At 36.3% G+C, this 26,391-nt stretch carries 24 protein-coding genes, 9 pseudogenes and 1 riboswitch; of the genes and pseudogenes, 23 read left to right on the top strand and 10 right to left on the bottom strand.

From position 1 onward, the window contains the following. Positions 1-99 precede the first annotated feature (99 nt). Entirely contained in the window at positions 100-1,302 is a 1,203-nt protein-coding gene (locus tag D0Z64_RS07995) for an IS110 family transposase (RefSeq protein ID WP_080881115.1), read from the top strand. 140 nt (positions 1,303-1,442) lie between these two features. Here D0Z64_RS07995 and D0Z64_RS07990 read toward each other — a convergent pair. Next, positions 1,443-1,976, bottom strand: a pseudogene (locus D0Z64_RS07990) (transposase); the annotation flags it as partial. Positions 1,977-2,315: 339 nt separating this feature from the next. On the opposite strand from D0Z64_RS07990, the gene D0Z64_RS08635 reads away from it, so the two are divergent. From D0Z64_RS08635 to D0Z64_RS07945, 9 genes and pseudogenes are all read left to right on the top strand, one after another. Then, complete coding sequence (locus D0Z64_RS08635; RefSeq protein WP_236943555.1) at positions 2,316-2,870, top strand: Rossmann-fold NAD(P)-binding domain-containing protein; 555 nt, start codon at positions 2,316-2,318, stop codon at positions 2,868-2,870. Positions 2,871-3,216: 346 nt separating this feature from the next. Beyond that, positions 3,217-3,534: a hypothetical protein gene (locus tag D0Z64_RS07980; protein ID WP_080882021.1), complete on the top strand. Its 318-nt coding sequence runs from the start codon at positions 3,217-3,219 to the stop codon at positions 3,532-3,534. Between the two features lie 155 nt (positions 3,535-3,689). After that, positions 3,690-3,875 (top strand): hypothetical protein, encoded by a 186-nt coding sequence (locus tag D0Z64_RS07975; protein WP_006352310.1) that lies wholly within the window; start codon positions 3,690-3,692, stop codon positions 3,873-3,875. A 13-nt stretch (positions 3,876-3,888) separates the two neighbouring features. Further along, positions 3,889-4,388 (top strand): annotated as a pseudogene (locus D0Z64_RS07970) (GNAT family N-acetyltransferase). Positions 4,389-4,435: 47 nt separating this feature from the next. Continuing rightward, positions 4,436-5,018, top strand: a pseudogene (locus tag D0Z64_RS07965) (NUDIX hydrolase N-terminal domain-containing protein). Between the two features lie 56 nt (positions 5,019-5,074). Further along, positions 5,075-5,200 carry a helix-turn-helix domain-containing protein gene (locus tag D0Z64_RS07960; protein ID WP_080882051.1) on the top strand — a complete coding sequence of 42 codons (126 nt, stop codon included), beginning with the start codon at positions 5,075-5,077 and terminating at the stop codon, positions 5,198-5,200. Between the two features lie 21 nt (positions 5,201-5,221). Continuing rightward, positions 5,222-6,061, top strand: coding sequence for a helix-turn-helix domain-containing protein (locus tag D0Z64_RS07955; RefSeq protein WP_080882020.1), 840 nt, complete (start codon positions 5,222-5,224; stop codon positions 6,059-6,061). 121 nt (positions 6,062-6,182) lie between these two features. Further along, a complete protein-coding gene (locus D0Z64_RS07950) occupies positions 6,183-7,289 on the top strand; it encodes an ABC transporter ATP-binding protein (RefSeq protein WP_080882019.1) in 1,107 nt (368 codons plus the stop codon). Positions 7,290-7,599: 310 nt separating this feature from the next. Next, complete coding sequence (locus D0Z64_RS07945; RefSeq protein WP_080882018.1) at positions 7,600-8,238, top strand: hypothetical protein; 639 nt, start codon at positions 7,600-7,602, stop codon at positions 8,236-8,238. On the opposite strand, the gene D0Z64_RS07940 is transcribed toward D0Z64_RS07945, so the two are convergent. Next, complete coding sequence (locus tag D0Z64_RS07940; RefSeq protein ID WP_127345885.1) at positions 8,221-9,060, bottom strand: site-specific integrase; 840 nt, start codon at positions 9,058-9,060, stop codon at positions 8,221-8,223. The two genes, D0Z64_RS07945 and D0Z64_RS07940, sit on opposite strands and share 18 nt — an antisense overlap. Positions 9,061-9,272: 212 nt before the next feature. On the opposite strand from D0Z64_RS07940, the gene D0Z64_RS07935 reads away from it, so the two are divergent. From D0Z64_RS07935 to D0Z64_RS07920, 5 genes and pseudogenes are all read left to right on the top strand, one after another. Next, the gene (locus D0Z64_RS07935; RefSeq protein WP_080882016.1) at positions 9,273-9,569 is read left to right on the top strand and encodes a hypothetical protein; all 297 of its coding nucleotides are present in this window, start codon (positions 9,273-9,275) and stop codon (positions 9,567-9,569) included. A gap of 337 nt (positions 9,570-9,906) precedes the next feature. Then, positions 9,907-10,461: an RNA 2'-phosphotransferase gene (locus tag D0Z64_RS07930; protein WP_006351335.1), complete on the top strand. Its 555-nt coding sequence runs from the start codon at positions 9,907-9,909 to the stop codon at positions 10,459-10,461. A gap of 36 nt (positions 10,462-10,497) precedes the next feature. Beyond that, positions 10,498-10,998: a GNAT family N-acetyltransferase gene (locus D0Z64_RS07925; protein ID WP_080882015.1), complete on the top strand. Its 501-nt coding sequence runs from the start codon at positions 10,498-10,500 to the stop codon at positions 10,996-10,998. A 34-nt stretch (positions 10,999-11,032) separates the two neighbouring features. Further along, positions 11,033-11,155, top strand: a pseudogene (locus D0Z64_RS08885) (Fic family protein); the annotation flags it as partial. 19 nt (positions 11,156-11,174) lie between these two features. Continuing rightward, positions 11,175-11,363 (top strand): hypothetical protein, encoded by a 189-nt coding sequence (locus D0Z64_RS07920; protein WP_006351337.1) that lies wholly within the window; start codon positions 11,175-11,177, stop codon positions 11,361-11,363. Between the two features lie 95 nt (positions 11,364-11,458). Here D0Z64_RS07920 and mgtA read toward each other — a convergent pair whose 3' ends face one another. Beyond that, entirely contained in the window at positions 11,459-14,140 is a 2,682-nt protein-coding gene (gene mgtA / locus D0Z64_RS07915; RefSeq protein WP_080882014.1) for a magnesium-translocating P-type ATPase, read from the bottom strand. 77 nt (positions 14,141-14,217) lie between these two features. Beyond that, positions 14,218-14,384: riboswitch (M-box (ykoK) riboswitch) on the bottom strand. 152 nt (positions 14,385-14,536) lie between these two features. Between mgtA and D0Z64_RS07910 the strand changes: the two genes are divergently transcribed. After that, on the top strand, positions 14,537-14,932 hold the full coding sequence (locus tag D0Z64_RS07910) for an MFS transporter (protein ID WP_127345884.1): 396 nt from the start codon (positions 14,537-14,539) through the stop codon (positions 14,930-14,932). A gap of 101 nt (positions 14,933-15,033) precedes the next feature. Then, positions 15,034-15,657, top strand: coding sequence for an NUDIX hydrolase N-terminal domain-containing protein (locus D0Z64_RS07905; protein ID WP_080882012.1), 624 nt, complete (start codon positions 15,034-15,036; stop codon positions 15,655-15,657). A gap of 35 nt (positions 15,658-15,692) precedes the next feature. Here D0Z64_RS07905 and D0Z64_RS07900 read toward each other — a convergent pair whose 3' ends face one another. Continuing rightward, complete coding sequence (locus tag D0Z64_RS07900; RefSeq protein WP_164742144.1) at positions 15,693-16,448, bottom strand: SDR family NAD(P)-dependent oxidoreductase; 756 nt, start codon at positions 16,446-16,448, stop codon at positions 15,693-15,695. A gap of 152 nt (positions 16,449-16,600) precedes the next feature. Further along, a complete protein-coding gene (locus D0Z64_RS07895; RefSeq protein WP_241244180.1) occupies positions 16,601-17,389 on the bottom strand; it encodes a lysophospholipid acyltransferase family protein in 789 nt (262 codons plus the stop codon). 170 nt (positions 17,390-17,559) lie between these two features. On the opposite strand from D0Z64_RS07895, the pseudogene D0Z64_RS07890 reads away from it, so the two are divergent. After that, positions 17,560-17,881: pseudogene (locus tag D0Z64_RS07890) on the top strand (DapH/DapD/GlmU-related protein); the annotation flags it as partial. A gap of 121 nt (positions 17,882-18,002) precedes the next feature. Here D0Z64_RS07890 and D0Z64_RS07885 read toward each other — a convergent pair. Then, positions 18,003-19,034: a branched-chain amino acid aminotransferase gene (locus tag D0Z64_RS07885; protein ID WP_006351345.1), complete on the bottom strand. Its 1,032-nt coding sequence runs from the start codon at positions 19,032-19,034 to the stop codon at positions 18,003-18,005. Between the two features lie 288 nt (positions 19,035-19,322). On the opposite strand from D0Z64_RS07885, the gene D0Z64_RS07880 reads away from it, so the two are divergent. The 3 genes and pseudogenes from D0Z64_RS07880 to D0Z64_RS07870 all read left to right on the top strand — a co-directional run. Next, positions 19,323-19,916, top strand: a complete 594-nt coding sequence (locus tag D0Z64_RS07880) for an NAD(P)-dependent oxidoreductase (RefSeq protein WP_236943554.1) — start codon at positions 19,323-19,325, stop codon at positions 19,914-19,916. A 74-nt stretch (positions 19,917-19,990) separates the two neighbouring features. Further along, positions 19,991-20,248: a hypothetical protein gene (locus tag D0Z64_RS07875; protein ID WP_006351348.1), complete on the top strand. Its 258-nt coding sequence runs from the start codon at positions 19,991-19,993 to the stop codon at positions 20,246-20,248. 214 nt (positions 20,249-20,462) lie between these two features. Continuing rightward, a pseudogene (locus D0Z64_RS07870) lies at positions 20,463-20,832 on the top strand (MFS transporter); the annotation flags it as partial. A 194-nt stretch (positions 20,833-21,026) separates the two neighbouring features. Here D0Z64_RS07870 and D0Z64_RS08860 read toward each other — a convergent pair. The 4 genes and pseudogenes from D0Z64_RS08860 to D0Z64_RS07860 form a co-directional block, all read right to left on the bottom strand. Then, positions 21,027-21,185: pseudogene (locus D0Z64_RS08860) on the bottom strand (IS3 family transposase); the annotation flags it as partial. Continuing rightward, positions 21,167-21,317: pseudogene (locus D0Z64_RS08855) on the bottom strand (IS3 family transposase); the annotation flags it as partial. The pseudogenes D0Z64_RS08860 and D0Z64_RS08855, both read right to left, overlap by 19 nt. A 117-nt stretch (positions 21,318-21,434) precedes the next feature. Then, positions 21,435-21,506 (bottom strand): annotated as a pseudogene (locus tag D0Z64_RS08850) (hypothetical protein); the annotation flags it as partial. A gap of 317 nt (positions 21,507-21,823) precedes the next feature. After that, positions 21,824-23,755, bottom strand: a complete 1,932-nt coding sequence (locus tag D0Z64_RS07860) for a glucose PTS transporter subunit IIA (protein ID WP_080882008.1) — start codon at positions 23,753-23,755, stop codon at positions 21,824-21,826. A gap of 183 nt (positions 23,756-23,938) precedes the next feature. On the opposite strand from D0Z64_RS07860, the gene treR reads away from it, so the two are divergent. Both treR and treC read left to right on the top strand, forming a co-directional pair. Further along, positions 23,939-24,664 carry a trehalose operon repressor gene (treR, locus tag D0Z64_RS07855; protein ID WP_080882007.1) on the top strand — a complete coding sequence of 242 codons (726 nt, stop codon included), beginning with the start codon at positions 23,939-23,941 and terminating at the stop codon, positions 24,662-24,664. An 11-nt stretch (positions 24,665-24,675) separates the two neighbouring features. Beyond that, positions 24,676-26,358: an alpha,alpha-phosphotrehalase gene (gene treC / locus D0Z64_RS07850; RefSeq protein ID WP_080882006.1), complete on the top strand. Its 1,683-nt coding sequence runs from the start codon at positions 24,676-24,678 to the stop codon at positions 26,356-26,358. Positions 26,359-26,391: the final 33 nt, after the last annotated feature.

Here is a 26,391-nt window from a genome sequence, read left to right as displayed (position 1 = left end):
TCAAACTAGATTAAGGGTGTGGATCTCAGAGATCGTATAATCAAGAAATGGAGCTGAAAATAAATATTTGCCTCAATTGATTTAAAACGGGGTGATTAGGTGAATATTATTGGTATTGATGTTAGTCAAGGTGAAAGTCATGCCACTTTGATAACAAAAGAAGCGGAAGAAATAGCTTTTAAATTTAAGCATAATAAGAGCGGTTTCCAAATATTAAATTCTTATATTAAACCCGGTACAATAATAATATTTGAAACTACAGGTGTTTATTCGGCTCAGCTTACTACTTATTTAAAAAATAAAAAGGTCAAATTTTATGAGCTAAATCCCCTAGAAGCAAAATTAAGAATGGCTTCTTTGAGAAGAAATAAAACTGACAAGAATGATTCATTTAAATTAGCTTTATTGGGTAAAACTCAATTAGCGGAAATAAAGAATCACTGTAATAAACAATCTAATTCGTTGTATGAATCTTTACGGATTTTATCTTTGAGATATAAGCAGTTAATTAAATGTAGAACCAGAATACTTAATTTCCTTCGTTCTAGCTTAGAGCTTACTTTCCCAGAACTAAATCAGATTTTTAAAAATGCTTATGCAGTTTTAGCCCTTCAAGTATTTAGAATGTATTGTCATCCTGACTTTTTGGTAGGATTAACTCTTAAAGAAATGACCACTAGAGTTTACCAATCTGTTAGCAGGCGAATACATAAAGATGTAATTCAAAGTTATTGTGCTCAAGTTTGGTTAGCAGCTAAAGATTCTTATCCTGCTGTTCCAGCAAATTCTTTAGAAATTGAAATTATTTCAGAATATTGCGATGAGATAGAAAGCTACAATAAAGAAATAGCCTATATTCAAAACAAGTTAATCAAGACGGCTGTTGGCTTGGATGATTTCAAAGTTATTTCCAGTATTCCCGGAGCCGGTCAATTAAATAGCGCTCTATTATTAGGCTTTACTGGTGATATTGCTCGCTTTGATAATTATAAACAACTCAATGCTTTCCTAGGTTTGGATTTAAATAGATATCAGTCTGGTAAATACATTAAAGGCGATACAATTAATCGTAGAGGTAGTAGTCAAGGCAGAGCTGTTGAAACAGACATGATTCGAAGTATGTTAAGAAATCAAGGCAAAATTCAAAATCATTTAATTGATTACTATTACAAATTAAAAAAGCCGCCTTTCAATAAGCATGACAAGGTAGCTTTAATAGCATGCGCCAATCATTTGAATCGCACTATTATAAATTTGGTCCACACACATCAACTTTATAATTATTCTAAGGCGATTAATTAATAGATGTTTAGCACATAATAAGTGAAAAAACTGCCAAAAGACTAGTCTTTTGGGGCTATGTTTAGTATACTCTTTTTTTCTCTGTAGTAATGCTTGACATTCTATAAGAATTCCTGTTGATGAAGAGTAAAGTTTAAGGATTAAGCAATTAATAAATTGCTTAATCCTTTTTCTTTGACTTTGTTTTCTTCCAGTCTGATTCTTGTTAAGAGATTAATAAAATCAGAATAACCAAAGGCAGTTCGTTCAATTTGTTTAATCTTGCGGTTGAAGCCTTCTAGGCAGCCATTGGAATAGCTTGACTGTGCTCCATTTAATACGGCCTTTAAATTATGCTTGAACGTTAAAAGCGTTTTATGCATTAGACCGCCCACCGGTTTTTTTGAGCAGATGATTCTTTTAAGCTTCTGACTGTCATTGTCTTCTAAGGCTGTAAAGAAATCCTGCATTCGATTGTATGAATTTTCCAGCGTCGTATTAGGACTAATTTCTTGCATAACAATCTGCTCCTGAGTAAGCGAATCCATGTAGTGCCAATTGTAGCGCGGATGAATCTTGTCCAAATCATCATATTTTTTCAAATAGAGCCTCCATAGAGATTTCAAAAGCTTGTATTCTCGGGATTGCTTGTCAAATGTCTTTATGGCTCTGACACGCAGAGAATTGAATGAGCGCGGTGAACACCTTTCTCTTGGAAGCATTGTAAATACAGTAGTGTTTGGCGTGGCATTGGGCTTTTTTATGTGAGCGGCAGAGGACTCTCTGTTTAAATAAACGAATAATAATTGGCCGGCTGGCATTGGCAGCGATATAGCGGATCTCAGTTTTTAAGCGGCCATTGTGAATCAAATCCTTGGAGCTGCAGAAAGGACAGGCCGGCTGAAGCAGAACGGCCTGATAGATTTTCTGCTTTTCAATATCAAGCGAAAATTTAATACAATTGTTGTAAGAGGACATAGCTAACACCTTGATAAATAAAAATTATAGAGCCATAAAAAGCAGCACCGGCAGGAATGAAAACATTGCAAGTTGATCTTAAAAAGCAGTATCCATCTGTTTTGTTGAATATTATTTATGCACATAAAAGTAAGAAAGACTTACATTTGCATATCATTATTCCAGCCTTGAAAAAAGAACAACAACTTTTTCCTTTGATAATGTGGGTGCAAGGTTCAGCCTTTCATAAGCAGAATTTAAGCTTGCACTTGCCGCAAATGATCAAGGTGGCCCAGCAAGGCTATGTTGTAGCAATGGCAACGATGGTTTTGAATTCAGAAATTTTAAAGACCAGAAAAAGCTATTTGCTCACGCAAAGCCGGTCATACACAATGCCTGAACTTGGTAAGATTATGACTAAAGTTACGGGTCATGAGATTGGTTATCATCCAGTGACGGTTGAAGAATTCGGCGAGATCTATGCTTCTGAAGGTGATGGTCATGAACTTGCTTCAATGTATGCTGGTGGTGCGAAGGGTTACCTTCATGGCTTGAGTGATGCTTTTGCTCATATTACAGGACATGAACCAGAAACGATAGAACATTTCTTGATGAGAAAATATCAGAAATAGAACTTAAACTATTATACGCACACTATCGTATATAAAACTTTTCTTGATTTTTCTAAGAAATTTTTGCTATAATCAACGCAAACAGATGTTTTTATCTAAGAGGAAAAGGGCTGATAGGCGTAAGTCTAGCGGGTCTTTTTTTAAGTTAAGAAATGATGTTTGAATGAAGGTTCTCAGTTTCCCACAAAATAAAAAAGAAAAATTATTATATACATTAATCGTTTCATGCTTGGATGTTGCCACAATTACGCCGGCTATTAATTTCTGCCAACAAGGATTGAGCTGGAATGTTTATATGGGTGTAGTAAAAACCTTTCCAATGATATAGGTAGTAACTGTCAGTTGTTTGGCAGTAACGCGTTATCCAGTAGGAAAATTAAAGAAATTTTTATCCGAAGAAACTGACTCTTATGATGCCAAAATTGCTCTGAATATCATTAGCAATGTTGTTTTCATGTCAATGATTATGACGATTGCCAAATCATGGGCTGGTCAAGGACAGATTGATATGAGTATTTTCCAACGTTACTTAACTTTATGGCTACGTAATTTCGGGATTGCTTTCTGCATGCAAAGCTTGATTGTACAACCAACTGCTCGTTTTGCAATGAGATTAGTTCATAGTCGCCAAAATCAATGCGTTGCAGTTGAAGAAGCAGAATAAATTTAAAGATGATAATTAAGGATCGGAATTGTTGTTTAGCAATTTCGATTTTTTCTTGCCCAATTTTTGTCTAAGTTTTATATTTAGAAAAAACAGAAGTTGATAGGTGACAAGATGAATTAAGCTGAAGCAATCAATATTTTGGCAAATTAAGGATGCGTGATGATAAAGATATGAATAAAATTATTAAAAATATAGAAGAATATTTATTGGATCGAAAAATAGATCGAATTTCGGCTAAAAGGATAAATCAAAAATATAAATCATATTCTGAAATAGAACTATTTGGTAAGAATGAATTAGATGATGTCCAAGAAGATGAGAATGATGGTTGGGAATAAATAGGAATATCCAATGAAGATAATTTATCGTACTGTTCAAAGAGCAGATTTACCGATGGTCGTTAGTTTAGAATCAGCGGCCTTTCACATGAGTAAAGAAATGATTAAAAAAGATATGGTCGGTAGGATAGAAAATTATCCTGATACTTTCTTGGTAGTTGAAGATGAAGAAACTGGAAAAGTTGTTGGCCACACCTTCGGCCCGGCTTTTTCCAAACGCTACATTGAGGATGAGCTTTATTTTAGAAATCATCCTAATCACTCAGAAGATAAATACCAAATGATCTTATCAGTTGCAGTTGCCCCTAAACATCGTCATCAGGGAATTGCTTCAAACTTGTTAAATAAAATGGCGGAAATTGCTAAAAAGCAGGGCAGAAAGGCGATATCTTTAACTTGCTATCCTGAACTTTTCCATTTTATGAGGCCAATGGTTTTATTAATGAAGGTAAAACACATAATTTGCCGGATCCTAATGGCAAACAAAGTTATAATATGGTGAAAGAACTTTAAGATAAAGTCAATGGCATAAGTTAGTTACAAATTTTGAATGATAAAAAATGAAAGATTACGATCAATTTACTCAATGGGCTTTAAAACTTCAAAGCCTTACCCAAGCCGGACTTCATTATGGCCATGATGCCTTTGGCAAAGAGCGTTATGAAGAAATTCGCAAAATTGCAGGCGAAATGATGCAAGCAAAAACTGGCCTTCCGCAAGAGCTGATAAAAACTCTCTTTTTAGGAGACGAAAGTTATCAAACGCCGAAGATTGATACGCGAGCTGCAATTTTTAAAGATGATCAGATTTTGCTAGTTCATGAAAAATTATCTGATGACTGGTCTATGCCTTGTGGTTGGTGTGAAGTTCATTTGTCTACAAAAGAAAATTGCATTAAAGAGGCAAAAGAAGAATCTGGTCGCCGATGTTGAACCCATCAAATTGATCGCGCTGCAAGAGAGAAATAAACACAATCGACCGCTTCTGGCTACTGGTATTATTAAAGCCTTTTATTTGTGTAAAGTTCTTGGTGGTGAATTCAGAGAGAACGATGAAACTTGCAATTGTCGCTACTTTAGTTTAAATAATTTGCCTAAGCTTTCACTGGGCCGCAATACTAAGGAGCAAATTGAAATGTGCTAACGTGCGGCACACGATCGAAATTGGCAAACAGTATTTGAGTAGAAACAAATCGAGATATTAATGAAATTGCTGCCAATGTTGGTTATAATAATTCCAACTATTTCTTCCGTGTTTTTAAGGAACAAACTAAGATGACTCCTAGTGAATATCGCCGGATGATTAAGGAGAAGAAGAAAAATTAAGGTAGAAGAAGGTAATAATTAGTGACAATTGAAAAAATAAAGGTCTTTTTTCCAACTGCATTAATTGATAAGTCATTTGCTGAAGGAATTAAAAATGTGGAATTGCGTGTAGATAATCATCTGATACGTATTCCGCTTAACGATTTGAGTCCACGCGAATTATGCTTTATTGACTTGTTGAGACAAAATAATCAACTAAAAATTCAGCGTAATAGTCCTTGGGAAAAATACCTTTTTGGTGATGGCTTGAAACCAAAAAGTTCAATCAAATTGCGCTTTCTTTATATTACTGTTCATCAGCTTGATAAAGAGCAAAAGACTAAATGGCAGCAAATGATCTTGACGTTCTTTTCGAATACGACAGCATCATTTTGGGCAAAGGATGAGCAGTTAGTAATTGTAGATGAAGCCTGCACTTTGTCAAAAGAAGAACTAAGCGGGATGTTGGATACAGTCGATAGCGATTTTGATTCAGAAAGTCGTTTGTTGATCGGTTTAGTCTGGAAGCGGAAATGCGATTTGCGGGCCTTGTTTGAGGAAGAGCGGCAAATTAGTACTTTTTCACAAAAACAGCAAGCGGTGGCAACGGTACCTGACTATGCTTTGAAATTCTATTTGCATTCTTTTAATCAAGATAGCTTAGTCCTTCAAACTTATCGGCAAATGTTTGAAGAGCTGGATTATGCGATTAATTTGATTCGTGCTCTTTATCAGGTCGGGGGCAATGTTTCGCAGGCATCAAAGGCAATGTACGTTCATCGCAATACTTTGGAATACCGGATTGATAAACTAAAGAATGAGTTTGCCTTGAATCTACGGTCTATGACTGATTTGACCTTTTGTTATCTTGCAATTGTTTAAAGTGACCAAAAATTTGTTCACTTTTTTGTTTACTTCTACATTGAAGCGCTTTCGTAAAAAACGTATTCTATAAATGTAAGTTACGAAGACAAAAATAATAAAAATCAAAAGAGGTAAAAACATGGTAGAAGTTGATTTAAACCATATTTACAAGAAATACGAAGGCAATGACTTTTATTCAGTAAACGACTTTGATTTACATATCAAAGATAAGGAATTCATCGTTTTCGTAGGTCCATCAGGTTGTGGTAAGTCCACTACTTTGAGAATGATTGCCGGCTTGGAAGACATTTCAAAGGGTACTTTGGAAATTGACCACAAGGTAATGAATGACGTTGCCCCAAAGGACCGTCGTATTGCCATGGTTTTCCAGAACTACGCTTTGTACCCGCACATGAGCATTTACGACAACATGGCCTTCAGCTTGAAGCTGCGCCACTACAAGAAGGAAGACATCGACAAGCGTGTTCACCACGCAGCCGACATCCTGGGCTTGAACGACTATCTTGACAAGAAGCCGGCAGCCCTTTCAGGTGGTCAGCGTCAGCGTGTAGCCTTAGGACGTGCGATCGTGCGTGATGCGCCGATCTTCCTGATGGACGAGCCATTGTCAAACCTGGATGCCAAGCTTCGTGTGTCCATGCGTGCTGAAATTGCCAAGCTGCACCAAAGACTTGGCACCACCACCATCTATGTAACGCACGACCAGACTGAAGCCATGACTTTGGCCGACAGAGTTGTCGTTATGTCGCCCGGCAAGGTAGAACAGATCGGCACGCCGCTGGAGGTATACAACCACCCAGTCAATCAATTCGTAGCCGGATTCATTGGTTCACCGCAAATGAACTTCTTCAACGTTCACTACAAGGACCAAAGAATTTCAGATGGCAAGGGTCTTGACATCGAGGTTCCAGAAGGCAAGGCAAAGATGCTTGAAGAAAAGGGCTATGCGGACAAGGATGTTGTCTTTGGCATTCGTCCAGAAGACATCCACTCAGAAGAAGCCTTCTTGGAAACTTGGCCGAATGACGTTGTGAAATCACAAGTTGTTGTTTCTGAGCTTTTAGGTTCAACAATTCAGCTTTACCAAAAAGTTGACGGCACTGAATTTGTAGCCATCGTTAACGCTCGTGACTATCATAAGCCGGGAGATGTGGTAAGAATGGGCTTCGATGTTAACAAAGCACACTTCTTTGACAAGAAGACAACGAAGGCTATTGTTAACTAATTAGGATAACTATTATATTTGGATCAAATCTTAAAAATGCTCGACATTAATTTGAAATGTCGAGTATTTTTTTAATCTTGAAATTATTCTTTATGCGTATATGTATAACGTACTTTATATTTGATGATACTAGGCTTGTAACCGCTTAAAAATATTTTTATGACTTTTGCAGGTACATAAAAATTAGAAAAATAAAAATAACAATTAAAATGCAAAAAAAGAGTAAACAAATATATGAGCTTATAATATAAAATTTGAGTGCATATTTTATTTTGAGAGAGATATGAGATATGGAGTATAGAGAATAGAAGTGAAAAGAAGAGATACAAAAATTAAATTTGTGATTGCTTTTATAGCAATCTTTGCAGTTATTACGACTGCGTTTTGTTTTAGGGAAAGAACGGTCTTTGCTAGTGAAGATGGTCAGTCTGAAACTATGAATACTGACCAAGTTAATTTTGAAAAGGGTGCAGACCCTGACGATTTTGATAGAGATGCTCAACTTAGTGATAAGGAAAAGGCTGTTGTTTCTCAGCATAACAATGATCAACCTAAACGTAATCCTAAAGAGGTTAGTGATCATATTCGAAATATTGTAATCACTAAACATGGTGATGAGCATAATTCTGAAATCAAAAATGGTGATGGTATCAACGTAAAAGTTGACTTTGATGATGAACAAGGAAAAGACAGATTTGTTCCCAATGATTACATTAGACTCAATTGGAATACAGATGAAAATACTGGAGCAATTTTTGGTTTTAAAACCGGTATTCCTTTAGTTCAAGACAAAATTGAATATGGTACGTTTAATCTTGATTTCGATCGTGTTTTAGTTGTATTCAATAAAAACATAGCTAATATCAAAAATGTTAAGGGTAGTTTTGAATTTGGTGCAAAAGCCCATAATACTGGATACGAAGATCGCAAATTAGTTCTTTTTTTCTGATTTAGAGTTGAAGTCAAAATCAACCAGCTCAACATCTTTTTGTATAGCCGTCTTGTAGTAAGCTAATGATTTTTTGGAAAGATGGAGTTTATCCATCAATTCTTCATCTGAGAACTTTTCGTTGCTTACAAACGTAAAAATGTAACTTGTCCTGAGTTGTTTTAATCCTAAAGGCATATTGAGTTTACCTTTATCCTGAAGGTTTATATGATTGTTAATTGCTTCATAAGATGAATACTTTCTGCCGAATCTATCTAGGATAAAATACGTATCATTTTTAGCTTTTTTAACGTTTTCGAAGTGCCATAAGCTTTTCACGATTATTTCATGTAATGGGCTATTCTTATTGCTGAGAACTGTTGAAGTTTTAAGATCACAGAGTTCTCTAGGCTCATAACCTGATCCAATAGCCAACAAAACCTCTTTGAGAGTTTCAGAGATTTGATCATCCTTAAGAATACCAGGCATGTATTTAACCCATCCCACGATAACTGTTCTTTTTCGATTCTTTTGAGGGAATTTCAAATCGGCTATTGGATAGTTCTTGATAATGTTATGAACGTAAAGATAGTGAAAGTATTTCTTCAAATATGTAGCGTATTTGAGTGCAGTGCTGCTCTTGTAGTTTTTTTCCTGCATTAAATAATCAAGGAATGTCCTAAGAGTTTCAGCATTAACGTTTTCTAGGGTTGCTTCATAGTGAGCATTAGCTGTATAGAAAGCCCAGAAAGCTGAAAGCGACTTATTACAGTTGTCTATTGCACTTTTGGATGAATGCTGCATTTGAAGAAATTCATTTAAATTTTTTTGATAAGGATACACATGATCGCCTCGGGAATTTTTATATGAAATTTCAAGTTACTATTGCCGTTACAATTTACAAATATGTTTTTATTCCATATTCTAAGAAGATTAATTCTGAATTAAACAGATAGCATAAAACTACCGGACAAATTTACCAGTTCCTTTATATTTTAATACAGACCCATGTAAATGATAGTAAAGGTTCTAAGGCAGTTGAATTATCTGATATTTTGCCTGTAATCGTTAAGGATCCAATCTTAGTAAGGATAGCAAAAGAAGGAGAGAAAAAACAAATTTACAAGAATGCTCCTGTTGTTATGACCTGTACCTTAGATACTAAGGTCAATAAATTGCATGGTAAGCTCGAAACGATTGGCGATTTACCAAGCCTTAATTCTACTGCTCGACCACAATCAATTTTAAATTTACATAGAATGAAAAAATTTGATAAGGGAAAGACCATTATAAAAATAGTATCTCAAGAATTTAACTCTGATAAATCTATAGTGTTATTTAGCAGAAAATAATTTAAAGTGCAACTCGAAAGAAAAAATCTATTTTATAAGTACTTTAATCCTAGTGTTAATCATTTTTGTAATGTTTAAAGTAGAATGTTACTAAAATTTTAAAACCTACCACATAAATACACATACTCTAATCGAGTATGTGTATTAAAATCAATAAAAATATTTATCTGTAAATACTGGTCTATAAAACAAGGAAGGTATAGTTAAAAGATATTTTATTAATTCAAACCAAGTTAAGTATGGTTAATATTAATAATTTTCCTGTAAAATTTTGGTCTGGGCAAATAGGAAAAACAGACCAAATTGCTTTTAAAATAAAGATAAGGAAGGTAAATATATGAACAATTATTCTACTCATCGTTCAGATGTCTTTATTAGCAAAAAAATGTCTTACTGTTTGCGCCATAATCCAGAAAAATATGGCCTAAAGCTTGATGAATACGGTTCTGTTGATTTACAAAAATTCTTGAATGCAATGAACAAGATGCACCATTTTCAGCCAAAATTAACTGAGATGAAAATTCGGGAAATTATGAATTTTAGTGATAAAGAACGATTTGAAATAAAAAATGGGAAAATCTGTGCTTTATATGGCCATTCTATTCCTATCAAAAGAAAGCAGGCAATACCGCCAGATATTTTATATCATGGTACGACGCATTCCTTTTTGTCTAGCATTATGAAAGAGGGACTTTTACCAATGGGCAGACAATATGTTAATTTGTCGACTGATATTGAAATGGCCGAGTCTGTTGGTAAAAGACGCGATAACCATCCGGTTATTTTAAAAATTAATGCTAAACAAGCAGTGAAAGATGGAATTAAATTTTATATTGGCAATAATGAAGTGTGGCTTTGTGATCATGTGCCGACCAAGTATTTAACTCTGTAAAATTCAATAAGAAGAATTAAGAAGTAGGAATAATTAATGAAAATAATTTATCGTACAGTAAAAAAAGCCGATTTACCAACGATTATTGATCTTGAATCAGCAGCTTTTCATATGAATAAAGAAATGACTGAAAAAGACATGATCGGCAGAATTGAGAACTATCCTGATACTTTTTTAGTTGCAGAATATGAAGAGACTGGAAAAATTGTTGGTCATACTTTTGGTCCAGCTTTTGCCAAGCGTTACATCGAAGATAAGCTTTATTTTAAAAATCATCCTAATCGCGCTGAAGACAAATACCAAATGATCTTGTCAATTGTAGTTGCTCCCGAATATCGCCATCGGGGAATTGCTTCACATTTGTTGGATAAAATGACGGAAATTGCTAAGAGTCAGGGTAGAGTGGCAATTTCTTTAACTTGTTACCGTGAACTTTTTCCATTTTATGAGAGCAATGGTTTTGTCAATGAAGGTAAAACACATGATTTGCCTGATCCTGATGGAAAACAAAGTTACAATATGTTGAGAGAAGTTTAAAGAAAAAGGATAAGCTTATGTTTCCAGATTAATTTCACTGCCACAAACACAGACAATTATTGATGGGATGAGTGCTGCTGGAGTTTCGATTGATGATACCAATGTGATTGTTCAATTAAAACGCGGATGGCAGTATATTCTACAAGGATCCAAGCCGTCACTATTCACTTAGCAAAATGAGAAAGATTGATAATTATGTTGCCAAACACAGATTGCTCTCAGTAAGTGAATCACAAAAGAATGGCTTTTCATTTGATCAATCATTTTATTGGGAATATGAAAATTCAAGAACAGGCGGTTTGACCCGCAAAGGCAATACTTTGACTTTCAGCAATGTTTACTGCATCGAACAATTTAGAAAATAAAACAATTAGAAGAAAGAAGCAGCTCAACTAAATAAAGTTGAACTGCTTCTTTTGACCATTGCATGTGAGCAAAAGATTTATGTTTGTCAATATCATCAAATTAAATATGTTTCGCTCTTCAAATACCACTTCTTAACTACAGCCGTGAGCAGAATGTAAAGCATTAATAAAATCGCAACAATCCCTAAATAGTAAACAGGAATAGCTCCAAATTTCATCGCATGTGCAATTGAATTAATGAATGGCAAAACTGTTCCAATAAGGGCCGCGCCAATCGTAGCAAAAGTAACCACAGGAGCAGCATGCTGACTAATGAATGGAACCTTAGGATCTCTCAAAGCGTGAATGACCATTTCCTGCGTCCAAAGAGATTCAATAAACCATCCAGTCCAGAAGATGGAACTGAAAATTATTTTCTGCATTGCATTCGCATTTGCAAAACTTGTTCCAACAGCGTGCGGACAAACCACAAAGAATAGTAAAGCGAAGGTAATAATATCAAAAATTGAAGAGGTAGGGCCGAAGAAAAACATAAATTTAGGCAGCGTCTTCGTGCTCCATTTTCGTGGAACAGACAAGTATTTTTCATTCATCGTGTCAAACGGAATAGCTAAACAACTTGTTCCGTAGATCAAGTCCAAAATTAACAATTGCAGTGGCAACATTGGCAAAAATGGCAAGAGTGATGATGCAACCAAAATGGATAAAATATTGCCGAAATTGGAGGAAAGGGTAATCTTAATATATTTCATGGTGTTGCCAAAGATCTGCCGGCCAATGCGGACTCCTTTTTCAAGAATTCGTAAATCCTTGTGCAGCAAAATAATATCAGCTGACTGCTTAGCAATGTCGACCGCAGTATCAACAGAAATAGCAACATCGGCTGACTTCATTGCTGGAGCATCATTGATGCCATCGCCCATATATGCAACTGTGTGGCCATTTTCTTTGAGCAAATCAATAATCTTAGCCTTTAGTTCAGGTGCCAGCTTAACGAAGATATTGCATTCTTCCACCATCTTTTTCATTTCTTCATCGGTTTTATTTTCAAAATCGCTACCTTGATAAACTTTATCAACATTGAGTCCAACTTTTGAACCGACATTGCGAGTTACTTCTTGGTTATCACCTGTTAAAATTTTGACAGTGATACCGTCATTTTTGAGATTAGTCAATGCTTCTTTAGCCGTTTCCTTAGGTGGATCAAGGAAAGCTAAGAATCCTGCTAAAGTTAAATTGTTTTCATCTTCAACGCTAAATTCGCCAACTGGAGCGGGATTTTTCTTATAACCGAGCATGACAACGCGCAAGCCATCATTATTGAGATCTTTGATTTTTTGCAAAATATCTTGACGAATTTTGTCATTTAATGGTTTGATTTGGTTATCGATTTCAACTTGGCTTGAACAAGCAAGCATTTCTTCGGCAGCGCCTTTAGTAACTAATAAATGTTCATGATCTTTATTCATCACCACAACACTCATCCGGCGACGCTTGAAATCAAATGGAATTTCATCAATCTTTTGGTAGTTTGCTTTAATTTTTGCGGTATCGATTTCGTTTTTGGCCGCATCGATAATTGCTTTATCGATCAGATCTTTCATCCCTGTTTGATAATGACTGTTCAAATAGGAAAGACCTAGGACCTTTTTAGTCTCTTTTAAACTAAGATCATAGTGTCGCTCTAGGACAACCTTATCTTGAGTCAAAGTACCAGTTTTATCGGTACAAAGAATGTCTGCGGAACCGAAGTTCTGAATTGAATTCATTCTTTTAACAATCGTGCCGTGCTTGGACATTTCGATTGAACCCTTGACCAAGTTGCTGGTAACAATAACAGGCAACATTTCTGGAGTAAGGCCAACAGCAGTAGCAATCGCAAAAATTAAAGCGTTGAGCCAATTTCCTTTAGTTAAAACGTTAATAATAAAAACTAACGGAGCGATTATTGCCGTCATTAGCAGCAAAATTTTTGAAATTTTTTTAATGCCGACGTCAAAAGTAGTCTCTTTAACTTTATTGTTGGAAATGCTTTTGGCTAATTTACCAAAAACGGTCTGTTCTCCTGTAGCAAACACAACGCCGGTGCCAGAACCTGAAACGATGACAGTTCCTTCGTATAAAATATTTGGATAATCTAAATAAGTTTTAGAATCAGGCTTTGGCTTTTTATCGGCCATTTTTTCAACCGGATTTGATTCACCGTTCAAAGAACTTGATGAACAAAAGAGATCTTTGCTGCGAATTAAGCGCATGTCAGCAGGAACCAAATCGCCCGCAGCTAAGTTGATCACATCGCCGATAACGACATCCTTTGTAGGTAATTCTTGATTCTTCCCATCACGGCGAATATTAGTCGTGACGGAAATCATCTTGAGCAAGGATTCAACAGCGTTATTGGTTTTGACATTTTGAATAAAACTCGTCAAACCGGAAATAACAATCATGGTTAGCATGATGATAACAGTGCTTAAGTCTTTTTGATCATTTGGAACTAAGAGATAATTAGTGAAAAAAGACAAAGTTGCAAGAATCACTAACACGATAGTGAATGGGGTTAGAAATGATTCGACTAGATAATGAAGGGTCGTATGCTTTTGTTTATTAGCAATTTCATTAGGGCCATACTTTTCTAATCGCGCTCTCGCTTCATTAGATGTAAGGCCGTTAACAGATGTATGCAGTTTAGTTAAAACAGTATTTTTGTCTGCTAATGACATTTCTTGCATAAACTTGGTATCCGGAGTTATTTTTCTGGATTGATTGATCTTTAACATTATCAATTCTCCTTCTAAAAAATACTCGGCAAATAAACAAAAAAGCTGGTGCAGGCACTGCACCAGCTTCACCAAGCGATTTTTACTCGTCGTTCAGTTTTAACACTACGTGACGTAAATTGGTTAAATTAGCTGACTGAGAAAAGCCTTGTATCGACCATTCTTGTTTTACTCGTTGGCATCTCTAGATGTTGCTGGGCATCAGCATATGTTCACGTAGGAGTCTCACCTAACAGTTCATTTGCTTTGCTATTCAATTTTCAGTGACTATCCTAAAGCTCTGAATTTAGTGTGTTAATTTACTTAACACATTTATATATTTTATATCGATTTGGTAAAGAATAAGTAAAGAATAAGTAAAGATTGTGAAACGATTGAGTGAATAGGCACTATTTTTTGTCATCGTTGCTTTATTCTTTTGTCACTCCTGCCTTGACAATTCTACTTCCAAAAGTTGCACAAGAATTTAAAAATGCGACTTTTTATAGTGCTTTTTATATCTGCTTTATAATTGGTTTTATAGCTGGTTCGATTATGACAGAAAAAATGAAAGTGAAAGTAAAGACAATAAGTATTACTTGGTTACTAAGTGCTTTACTGGTTTTATTGATGCTTTTTTTAACTAAAAATTGGTTTGGATTTAGTTTATTGATTTTTTCTTTTGGTTTTATTACAAGCATTCATAATATTTTATCCGAATCTATGATTCAAATAGTTTCAGATGATCAAATATTAGGTAGAATTTTAACTACAATTCGAACAAGTACATCTATTGGTGGCCCAATAGAATAAAAAAGCATATTGAATATGAACTGAGACCTAAAAGTGAGACACTTTATATGTTTAAAATAAACTTGAGTAAGTTTATATGAATAGCGTCAGGAGAAAATCACATGAAAACAAATGATCAATTTGCTGACTGGGCTGTTGAGTTACAGAGTATTGCGCAGAATGGTCTTAAGTACAGCCATGATGTTTTTGATCGTGAACGTTATCAGCAAGTTCGTGAAATTGCAGCGCAAATGATGGAAATCAAAACAGAGATGTCGATCAAGCAAGTCAAAACTTTGTTTTGTGGTGATGAAGGATATCAAACACCCAAAATTGAAACACGGGCGGCTATTTTTAAAGATGATAAAATTCTGCTTGTGCATGAAAAACTTACGGACGATTGGTCAATGCCAGGAGGGTGGTGTGAAGCTAATCTTTCGACTGAGGAAAATTGCATTAAAGAAGCAAAGGAAGAATCAGGCAGGGATGTTAAACCTGTTTTGTTGATTGCTTTGCAGGATAGAAATAAGCATAATAAACCAATTCTAGCTACAGGAATAATGAAGGCCTTTTATTTGTGCCAAGTAATAGGTGGAGAGTTTGAAGAAAATGATGAGACAAGTGATTGCCGTTATTTTGCTTTAGATAATTTGCCTAAACTTTCGATTGATCGTAATACTCCTGAACAAATAAAGATGTGCTATGAAGCGTCTAAGGATAATCATTGGAGAACAAAATTTGATTAAGAAACAAAAATGCAAGCATTTTATTGCTTGCATTTTTAATTATTTATCTGTTTTTTGCTTGTGTCGGCCCATTTTTTCGTTTCATTTAATCTACGTTGTAATTCTTTTTGGATGAAATTCAATGCATCGCTGCCTAACAAAAGCCGCTTTGGATAATCATCTTTTTGAATTTCTTCATAGATGACTTCGCCGGCCTTCATTGGATCACCAGGAACGTTTAAATCTGCAGGAATATTCTTCTTGCGATCCAATTCATTATCGCCAGAATACTTTTGCTGATCGTAATCTTTAACTTTGTCCTTTGTTTCTTCCAAGCTAGCATAAAAGTCAGTTTGGAAACCGCCAGGTTCAACGATCATCACCTTAATGTTAAATGGAGCAATTTCTCTTTCCAAAGCATCAGAAATTGACTCTAAAGCTGCCTTGGTAGCTGCGTAAAAACTGGAGCCCGTGCTGCCGCGAACAGCATCGACAGATGAAATATTGATAATCGCACCTTTTTTAAGAGTCCACATTTTTGGCAGAACTGCTTGAGTTAAGTCGACTGGCCCAAAGAGGTTGGTATCAAAAACCTTTCTGATTTCGTGATATTTTCCTTCTTCTACGGCGGCGAGGTAGCCATAACCTGCGTTGTTGACCAAAATATCAATGTGATCCAGGTCTTGAACATAAGTCATAAACTTTTTCATCGAGTCCGTGTCGGTTAGATCCAATTGCTTGGGGATGCAACGATCTGGGTATTGGTCAACGAGACTTTGCAATTTTTCTGTCTTGCGGGAAGTTACAATCACCTTTTCACCGTGCTTCAATGCGGCTAATGCGATTCCAGTTGATGCTCCAGTAATAATTCATGTTTTCATATTTATACGTTTTCTATTTTTTATCAAATCCAGCTATATCACTATAAGAAAAATGATAGTCCAGTTTTATGTTAAATGCTCGTTCAAATGCCTGCTTTCTTTTGTAAATAATCCTTTTCTCTCATATCTTTTGTATTTTGAATGATCGATTTGTTAGCGTCGGGATAAATGGTTGGCAGAATATGCACGATTTTGTTGGTTTTATAAAAGTCGCGGTGGAACCATTCTTTTGACTTGCGTGGACGAATCTCGACAAAACAGGAGATAATAGGTACCTGCAGCTTAGCTGCATAATAGTAGGCTCCTTTTTGAAGAGGGCGGGGCTTGCAGTAGTTGAACCACATTTCCTGTTCTGGATAAACGAGCACCCATGCTTTTTTCTGAAAAACTTCTTTGATTTTGTTCGGCAAAGTGTGTCCCAAATAGTGCAGATCATGATTGATCGGAATAGTATCGGCATTGCGAACAATCAGTCCTATCGGGAAATGCATGACTAAGTTGGTATCATTGATAATAAAAAACAAACGCCGATGCTGCCTCATGGCTAATTTTTTGATGGGCAACACGTCAAGTTGGTTGTAATGATTGCTAGTAATAAAGGCGTGCTCAGAGTGTGGCAAATTTTCTAAACCGCGAAATTGTACATCAGTAGAAAAAATGGGGGTGATCAAATTGAAAACTCCACGCAGCAAATAATTAAAGAAAAGATAAGGCGCCTTGTCCTTATTTGCCCAAAACTTGCGAATCAGGGCGTTGCTCTGTTCTTTGCTTAAAACCGGGTCGCCTATTTCCGCTTTTTTATGAAATTTTTTCTGCTCGGCGTTGCTTTTTATTTTCTCAATTACTTGTCGTCGATGACGGGCGATAATCATGCATTTCTACCTTCTTCCTAAACTTATAATCATTATAGCGTATTTACTGTAAACATTTTGCTAATAGCGCTTTCATGATAAAATGAAAATCATAGGAAGAGGGAAATCGATGAAAGAAAATATTGAAAAATGTTGGCAGGACAGCCTTATCGTCCTGGAAAAGATGAAAGAATGTGATGTGTGGTCCGAATGTTTCCTTAATTACACCACTCCATCCCTTGATGTATCAACAACGCAATCCAAGAATGCAAGCTGATGGTGAAGTCGATACTGTTGAATATGGTGCGCCCGCCGATTACGATTGGCGATAACTGCTGGCTTGCAAGCAACATAACTGTTTGTCCAGGAGTAACGATTGGCAATGGCTGCGTTATTGGCGCAGGTGCCTTGGTTACTAAAGATGTACCGGATAATTCTTTGGTTGTTGGCGTGCCAGGCAGAGTGGTTAGAAAAATAACCGAAAAAGATCGATTGAATAATTATCCATATTAATTTTTATAAAACATACTTTATAAAAATGCCTAAAAATGGAAAACATTAAAGTATGTTTTAAAGAATTTAACCAAAAAACGTCTTAGCTTATGCTAAGGCGTTTATTTTTTTAATTTTAGTATTAATCCAAATCAAGTTGAACGGTCCAACCATATTTGTCAGGCAAATCCCCAACTTGAATTCCAAATAGAGTGTTATAAAGCTTTTGAGTCAATGGACCAGCTTCCGTTTCACTGTGGAAGATATGCTTTTTACCCTTATAAGTTAAAGAACCAACTGGTGAAATAACTGCGGCTGTCCCCATCGCACCAGCTTCTTCGAATTTATCTACTTCATCTACTGGAATCTTGGTTTCAATTGGATTCATCCCAAGGTCTTTGGCTACCTTCAAAATTGAGTATTTCGTGATTGAAGGCAAAATTGAATCAGATTTTGGAGTTTGGAATTGACCATCCTTAGTAATGCCATAGAAGTTAGCACCACCAAATTCATCAATGTACTTGTGCTGAGCTGGATCCAAATACAAACAATCAGCGAAGCCTTCTTTTTTAGCTAAAAGAGAAGGCAACAAACTTCCCGCATAGTTGCCGGCCGTCTTGGCTTGACCAGTTCCAAATGGAGCGGCACGGTCGTATTCGCTTACTGTGTAAGGCATTGGCTTCAAGCCTTTAACATAGGAACCAACTGGCGTTGCATAAACACGGAAAATATAATTTTCGGCAGGAGCTACACCTGTCAAAGGTGAAACACCCATCATGAATGGACGAATATACAAAGTTGCCCCTGTTCCATAAGGCGGAATGAATTCTTGGTTGGCCTTAACGACAGCCTTGACTGCTTTCAAAAATTCTTCTTCTGGATAAGGTTCCATCAACAATCTCTTAGCGGAATTCACCATTCTTTTGGCGTTTTGGTCTGGACGGAACAAGTTAACGCCGCCGTCTTTTCTGCGATAAGCTTTAAGGCCTTCGAATACTTCTTGGCCATAGTGCAGCTCTTCGGCCGCCTCGTTAAAAGTTAAAGTAGAATCTTGGGTCAAATGACCGCCTTGCCATTTTCCGTCCTTAAAAGTATCAGTCCAGCGATAGGGCAAGTCATGGTAATGAAAGCCTAAGTTATTCCAATCAAGATCTGATAATTTTGTTTTAGTCATAATAAGACCTCCTTAATGCGTTTTAGAATTTGATAAAATAATAGTTAAAAATATATGATTTGTCAATTAAATTTATAACCAGATAAAATAGTAAAAATATAATATATGTGTTGAAATACGTCACTATATGCTATTGTAAAGCAATAAAATAGAATTAAAGTCTTAAATACACACTTAAGAAAAGAGTTCTAATTATGAAAATAGCATGTTATGGCGTTCGACCATTGGAAAAACCATATTTTGAAAATTTAAATAAAATAAAACTACCAATTGAAATTAGAGGTACATTTGGGCGATTTCATAATGCATCCCCAATATTTTGCGACAGAATTTAATCGTCTAACAATCGGTATCTTCGGCGCTGGCAAAATCGGTGTCGCAGAAGCTAAATTATGGGACGGAATTGGTGCTACGGTACTTGCATATGAGCCATTTCCATCTGATCAAGCTAAGCAGTACGTTAATTTTGTCTCTCAGGATGAATTGGTCCAAAAGAGCGATGTTGTCTCTGTTCATGTGTCATATTTTCTTAAAAAGATGAAAACATCGGCTTATTTGGTTAATATCGCGCGTGGCGAACTAGCTGATACCCAAGCAATCGTTGATGCGATTAGAAGTGGCGAAATTGCGGGCTATGGCGGCGACGTAATTGTTGATGAAAAGCACCTCGTTGGCAAAAAGTTTGAGTCAATCGGACAGGAACCTGATCCGGCAGTTAGAGAATTAATGAGTCCTTATCCTAAAGTTTTGATGACACCGCATATGTATTCATTTACTAAACCAGCACTCGAAGATATGATTTCTATTTCATACGAAAACTTCATGAAATGCAGACAAAAGGCAATTGTAAATTTTTACTTAAATAATCAGATTCTTTGGTGATAATAGTGGCATTTGCTACTATAAATGTCTTATAATGTGATTAATGAAAGCGATTTAAAAGAGGTGCAAATATTATGAAAAAGAATAAATGGATCTTAGGTGCTGGAATTGGCACTCTTGCTTTGGCAGCTTGTGCTGTAGTAAAAGGAGTTCTTGATAAACACAAAGACGAAGGTTTAAACGATCAAGAAGTTCCTAGCATTGAAGCTGGAGATGAAACAGAAGATCGTGGTGTAGCTCCAGTTGAAGATGTTTCTGCTCAAAACGATGATGAAGTTAAGAATCTTAAGGCAGATGCAATTAATCACGGCTATCAACCAATTAAGTATTAATTAGAAATCAGAATTAATATATAAAAAGCAGTCAGGAGAAGGCTTGAGCGCCTCTTTTGGCTGCTTATTTTGTTACCGATAACAATGATTTTTGTGTTGAAAGCGTTTAACAATATTATTTTACACTGTAAGCGCTTGAAGGTTAAAGGAGATAAAAATGACGTAAAAACAGAAGAAGACAGGTTTACCGGATCTGGCCAAAAGCGTAATTTGGATGATCAACTTTGGCTATCTTGGGATCCAAATTGCCTTTACTTTGGAAACCTCACAAATGAGCAGAATTTTCCAAACGTTAGGTGCTGATCCAACTAAATTGGGATGGTTCTTTATTTTGCCACCATTAGCCGGCTTGGTTGTGCAGCCTGCGATTGGTACACAAGACTTGGGCACCGGAATTAGGTGGCCGGAGATTGCCTTATTTGTTAGTCGGAATGATTTTTGCCGTAGTAATGATGCTGATTCTGCCAAATATTGGTAGTTTGGGATTAGGCTACGGTTCAATTGCCGCACTAGTCTTCGGTGCGATTGCGATTGCAATTTTGGATGTTTCTGCCAACATGGCGATGCATCCGTTTAAAATGATGAGCTAAAACATGGTCAATATTTCATCGTTGGTTCAGCCAATGTTGTATTGAAGGTTAAGAGGAACTTAAAACAAGCAGGTATCAGATTATCACATTTGCATGATGAACATTTAACAATGTAATGAAAAAAGGACTTATGATGAAGTTAACCCCCTAAAACTGGACGTTAATTTCTAAATAAATTTACTTAAGGTCTAATTCCGATATTCTATCGGAGTTAGGCCTTTTAGCTTGTGTCTGATTCTTTTGTGATTATAGTATTCTATCCATTCTTTCATGGCTTTGACAAGCTGCTTTTTGGTTTCAAAGTGATGAGTAAAATAATCCATTTCCACCTTCATAATGTGGAAGAAGCTTTCCATTGCCGCATTGTCATGACAGGTTGCTCTGTGCGACATGCTTTGAAAGACACGATGCTTACGCAAAGTATGACGATAAATATTTGATTGATACTGCACTCCTTGGTCACTATGGACCGTCATTCGATATTTCAGGCCTTCAGTTCTGCTTTCAAACACCTTGTTTAAACCTTCAAGAACATATTTGCCTGCACGCAAATTATATTTTCTAGCGAGCAAATGAAATTCTCTCATTAGGCGATAAACTCTCTTATGATTAATTTTTAAGTTATAATCGCGTCTTAAAGTGCGCAGCGGTCTTTTGATAGCTTTCATTATGTTGTTTTCTCCAGTTTAAAACCTCAAGCTTGAACTGACCGCTATATTTATTTTTGGTTCTTTAGTTTTTAACCCTTTCTTGCCATGCTTCTTGTATTGTTCTATTCAAGGATAAATAAGGCTATCCGATTTAATTCCTAATCTTGCTCGTATTTCTCTTGGCCCAATTCCATTTTGATATAAACTAACTGCTTTTAATTTTGTTTCAACTGAATATTTGACCATAGTAAACCCCCAGGTTGGATTTTCGTCCAACTCTGGGGGTTAACTTCAAGAAATTAATCTACTGGCACTTTTATATTAGAAATTATTTTTTACTTGGTACCTGGGCGCTTCTTCTTTTCAACTTTCTTGCCCATCGTCATGTTGTCGTTGTAGCCCCATACCCAAGTTACGATGAAGGCAACGATGATTGAAACGGCACTAGCAATTAAAAAAGCATAGAAACTGTTTAAATTAGTTGGATTCTTAGGATCAAAGAAACTTGAGAAACCAATTAAACCACCAGTAAAGCCAAACATTGTTCCATGCATTAAGCCTGTTACCAGACCACCAAAGGCAGAACCAATACAGCCTGAAGCAAAGACTTTCCTGTATCTTAAGTTGATACCATAAATAGCCGGTTCAGTAACACCGCAGAATGCCGAGATAGCAGCAGCGACTCCCAATTCTTTCATGTCAGCTTTCTTAGATTTAATGGCAACAGCCAAAACAGCTGCACTTTGAGAAATCATGGTTGAACAAATAATTGCGTTCAAGGCACTTTGACCAGTACCAGCAATTTGTTGGGCAACCAAAGGCACAACACCCCAGTGCAAACCAAAGATGACTAGTAATTGGTAGAAGGCACCGATTACCAAGCCACCGATCCAGCCTGAAGCAGATACCAACCAATTAATGAAGACAGCGATTCCGTTGGCTGCACCTTGAATAACTGGTCCTGTGATTACTAAAGTGATGGTTGAAACAACAAGAATAGTAATTAATGGTACGAAAATCATTTGCAAGTATGCAGGCAATACCCTTTTAAGCCAATCTTCGCATTTAGCAGCAAGCCATGCAGCTAAAATCATTGGGAAAATTGAGTAACTATATTTCAGGAATTGGAAATTCCAAGAACCCAAGCTGAACATGGTCTTAAATTCGGCTCCCCAGGTAACCATTTGCGGATAGGTAAGGAAACCACCAATGACAGCAGCGATAATTGGATCACTGTTTAATCTTTTAGCAGCGGAGAAACCAACAATCACTGGCAGGAAGAAGAATGCCGAATCAGCCATTGCACTAACAGTAATATAAACCGGGCTTTTAACGTTAAGCAAAGAACCAAGTTGTGGCAATGTTAATAATGCCAACAATCCCTTGATAATACCTGAAGCAGCAATTACCCCAATTACTGGACTCATTGAACCAGTAATGAAACCAATCAAATTGCCGAATGCTTTTGAAACAGGGTTGCGATTGTCATTTTCATTAGTTGTTGGAGCAGGGTTATCGCTTAGTCCTGGCAACTGTTTCATGACGGCATCGAAGACATTGGTAACTTCATTTCCAATAACAACTTGATATTGACCACCAGCATGCATGACATCCAAAATTCCGCGTTGATTCTTGAGGACATCATCATTGGCCTTGCTTTCATCTTTTAAGTAGAAACGCAGACGGGTAATACAATGAGTTAAATTGTTGATGTTGTCTTTGCCACCAACATTTTTGATGATAAAGCTTGCCAGCTCATCATAAGAAAGCTTTTTGTCTGAAGTATCTTCGCCGGCTTCTTTCAAGTAAGCGTGAGCGACGATATCACCGGTTTTTGCCGGACCTTCTTCAACGTCTAAACCGTCGATTTTATCATTAGAGTTGGTAATTAATACCATGATGGTGGTATCTAAATTCTTACCTTTAATAAAATCAAGATCCATTGTGGCAATATCTTGACCAGCTTCAACGCTAGCCCCATCTTTAATCAAAATTTCAAATGGTTCGCCTTTAAGTCCAACAGTATCAACACCCATGTGAACTAATACTTCAAGTCCGTCATTAGTAGTAATTCCAATTGAGTGCTTGGTTTCCGCAATCATGGAAATCTTACCACTAACTGGTGCCACAACTTCACCATCTGATGGGGTAAGGCCAAAACCTTGTCCCATTGTTCCTTTACTAAAAATTGGATCACTAGTCTTGCTCAAAGCAATAACTTTACCGTTTGCAGGAGCAAGAATTGCAGTTTCGTTATTCTTTTTCATAGCTTTTTTCTCCTCTAAAGCGTTTACATTAAATTCACCGATTATAATAAACTTGTCTATACAAGTTGTCAACATATTTTTTGAAAGAGATTACATAAGCATAGCTATAGCATTTAAATATTATCTTTACTTGTCTAGACAACGATGATATATTTAAAATGATTTGAGAAAGGAAAGATTGAAATGGCTAAATCAAAATCCGATTTGATTGCGCAAGATATTGCATCTAAGATTCAGCACGGACAATTTAAAGCCGGTGACTTTTTGCCAAGCGAAAATGATCTGACAACCTTATATGGCAGTTCGCGGGAAACGGTGCGCAAAGCATTGCAGCAATTAGATTCAGTAGGTATGATCCAAAAAATAAGGGGAAAGGGATCAATCGTTTTAAATATTGATCGTTATTCCTTCCCAATTTCTGGAATCACAAGCTTTCAAGAATTAAATAAGTCGCTGGGCATGCATGCAGAAACGCAAGTCTTAACTTTGAAAAAAATGCATGATTTGCCTGCCTTGTTTAAGAAAAAATTTCCTGAACAAAAAAAGCAAGCGGGAATTTATCTCGAAAGACTGCGTTTAATTGATGATCAGCCAGTTGTTCTTGATTGCGACTATTTATTCAGCCCACCAATTGAAGATTTGCCAAGAGAAGCTGCGGAGAATTCAATTTATGATTATATTGAGAATAAATTGAAGTTGGATATCTCTTATGCGAGAAAGGTGATTACTGTTGAAAAAATTGACCATGAAATGCAAAAGAAATTGTGTTTGGAAGATCGTTTGGCTGTTTTAATTGCTAGTCACAACTTCGTGGGGGATACCACGCTATTTCAGTTGACATTATCTTTCCATAATCCTCAGAAATTTAAATTTGTAGATTTTGCTCGAAGACAAAAAATTAAGCTATAAGGAGAAAAAAGATGACAGATTTAGGTAAGAAAGTAATCTATCAAATTTATACCAAGTCATTCTATGATTCTAATGGTGACGGTATTGGCGATATTCCAGGAATTATTTCAAAAATTGATTATATCAAGAAACTCAATGTGGATATGATTTGGTTCAACCCATTTTTTGTGTCGCCACAAAGAGATAACGGTTATGATATTGCCAACTATTATGAAATCGATCCTAGATTTGGAACGATGGAGGATTTTGAAAAACTGGTCAAAAAACTTAAGGAAATCCATGTTGGCGTGATGCTTGATATGGTGCTTAATCATTGTTCTACTGATAATGAATGGTTTCAAAAGGCCTTGGCTGGTGATGAAAAATACCGTAAGTTCTTCTATTTGAGAAAAGGAAAGGCTGATGGCAGTCTTCCTAATAACTGGCAGAGCAAATTTGGTGGACCTGCTTGGGCAAAATTTGGCGATACTGATTACTACTATTTGCATCTTTATGATCCATCACAAGCTGATCTTGATTGGCATAATCCAGAAGTTAGAAAAGAACTGTTTAAAGTTGTCAATTTTTGGCGGTCAAAAGGCGTGCAAGGCTTTAGATTTGACGTTATCAATGTTATTGGTAAAGCAGAAAAACTAGTTGACTCAACGGATCCAATTGAAGAAAAGAAGCTTTATACTGATACGCCCGTAGTTCATAAGTATCTAAAAGAGATGAATGCTGCAAGCTTCGGTCAAGATCCTGATAGTGTAACTGTAGGCGAAATGTCCTCAACCACTATTCCAAATTCAATTGAATACTCCAAACCTAGTGAGCATGAATTATCTATGGTCTTCACTTTCCACCACTTGAAAGTTGACTATAAAAATGGTGAAAAATGGTCAAAAATGCCTTTCGATTTCATGAAATTGAAGCAGTTGTTTACCGATTGGCAAGAGAAGATGGATCAAGGTGGCGGCTGGAATGCGCTGTTTTGGAATAACCATGACCAACCATGGGCTTTAACTCGTTTTGGCGATACAGGCAAATATCGTGAAAAGTCTGCAGAAATGCTGGCAACTGCAACCCACTTTATGCGTGGGACTCCTTATATTTACATGGGTGAAGAATTAGGCATGATTGATCCAGATTATTCATCAATGGATGATTATGTCGATGTTGAAGCCAAGAATGCCTTTAAGGAATTAAAAGACAAAGGTTTGAGTGATGAAGAGGCCTTTGAAATTGTGAAAACTAAGGCCAGGGATAATTCACGTGTGCCGATGCATTGGGATAATAGCAAATATGCTGGTTTTAGTACGGTTAAGCCTTGGCTGATGCCAATGGATCAAGACCGAATCAACGTTAAGGATGAACTTGATCATGGCGAAATCTTTAATTACTATCAAAAATTGATCAAATTACGTAAAGATGAAAAATTAATTTCTGATGGTCATATCAAGATGTTCTTGAAGGATGACCCACAAATTTTTGCCTATGAAAGATACTTAGATAATAGCGATGAAAAATTGCTCGTGTTCACTAATTTCTATGGCAAGGATCATGAAGCAGAGTTTCCAAAAGAATATCAAAGAAAAGATTATCAGGTATTGCTGAGCAATTATGATCAAAATGGTGAGGTTTTAGGTGAAAAGATTAGCTTAAGACCTTATGAGGCTTTGGCAATCAAGATTAAGCCTGATTTACGAAAGAAATAGATATGTCAAAAAAAGAAGTACTAAGTGAAATTA

The organism is Lactobacillus amylolyticus, from assembly GCF_003999355.1.
GTDB classification, from domain to species: Bacteria; Bacillota; Bacilli; order Lactobacillales; family Lactobacillaceae; genus Lactobacillus; species Lactobacillus amylolyticus.
This window is presented reverse-complemented; position numbering and strand designations above follow the sequence as displayed.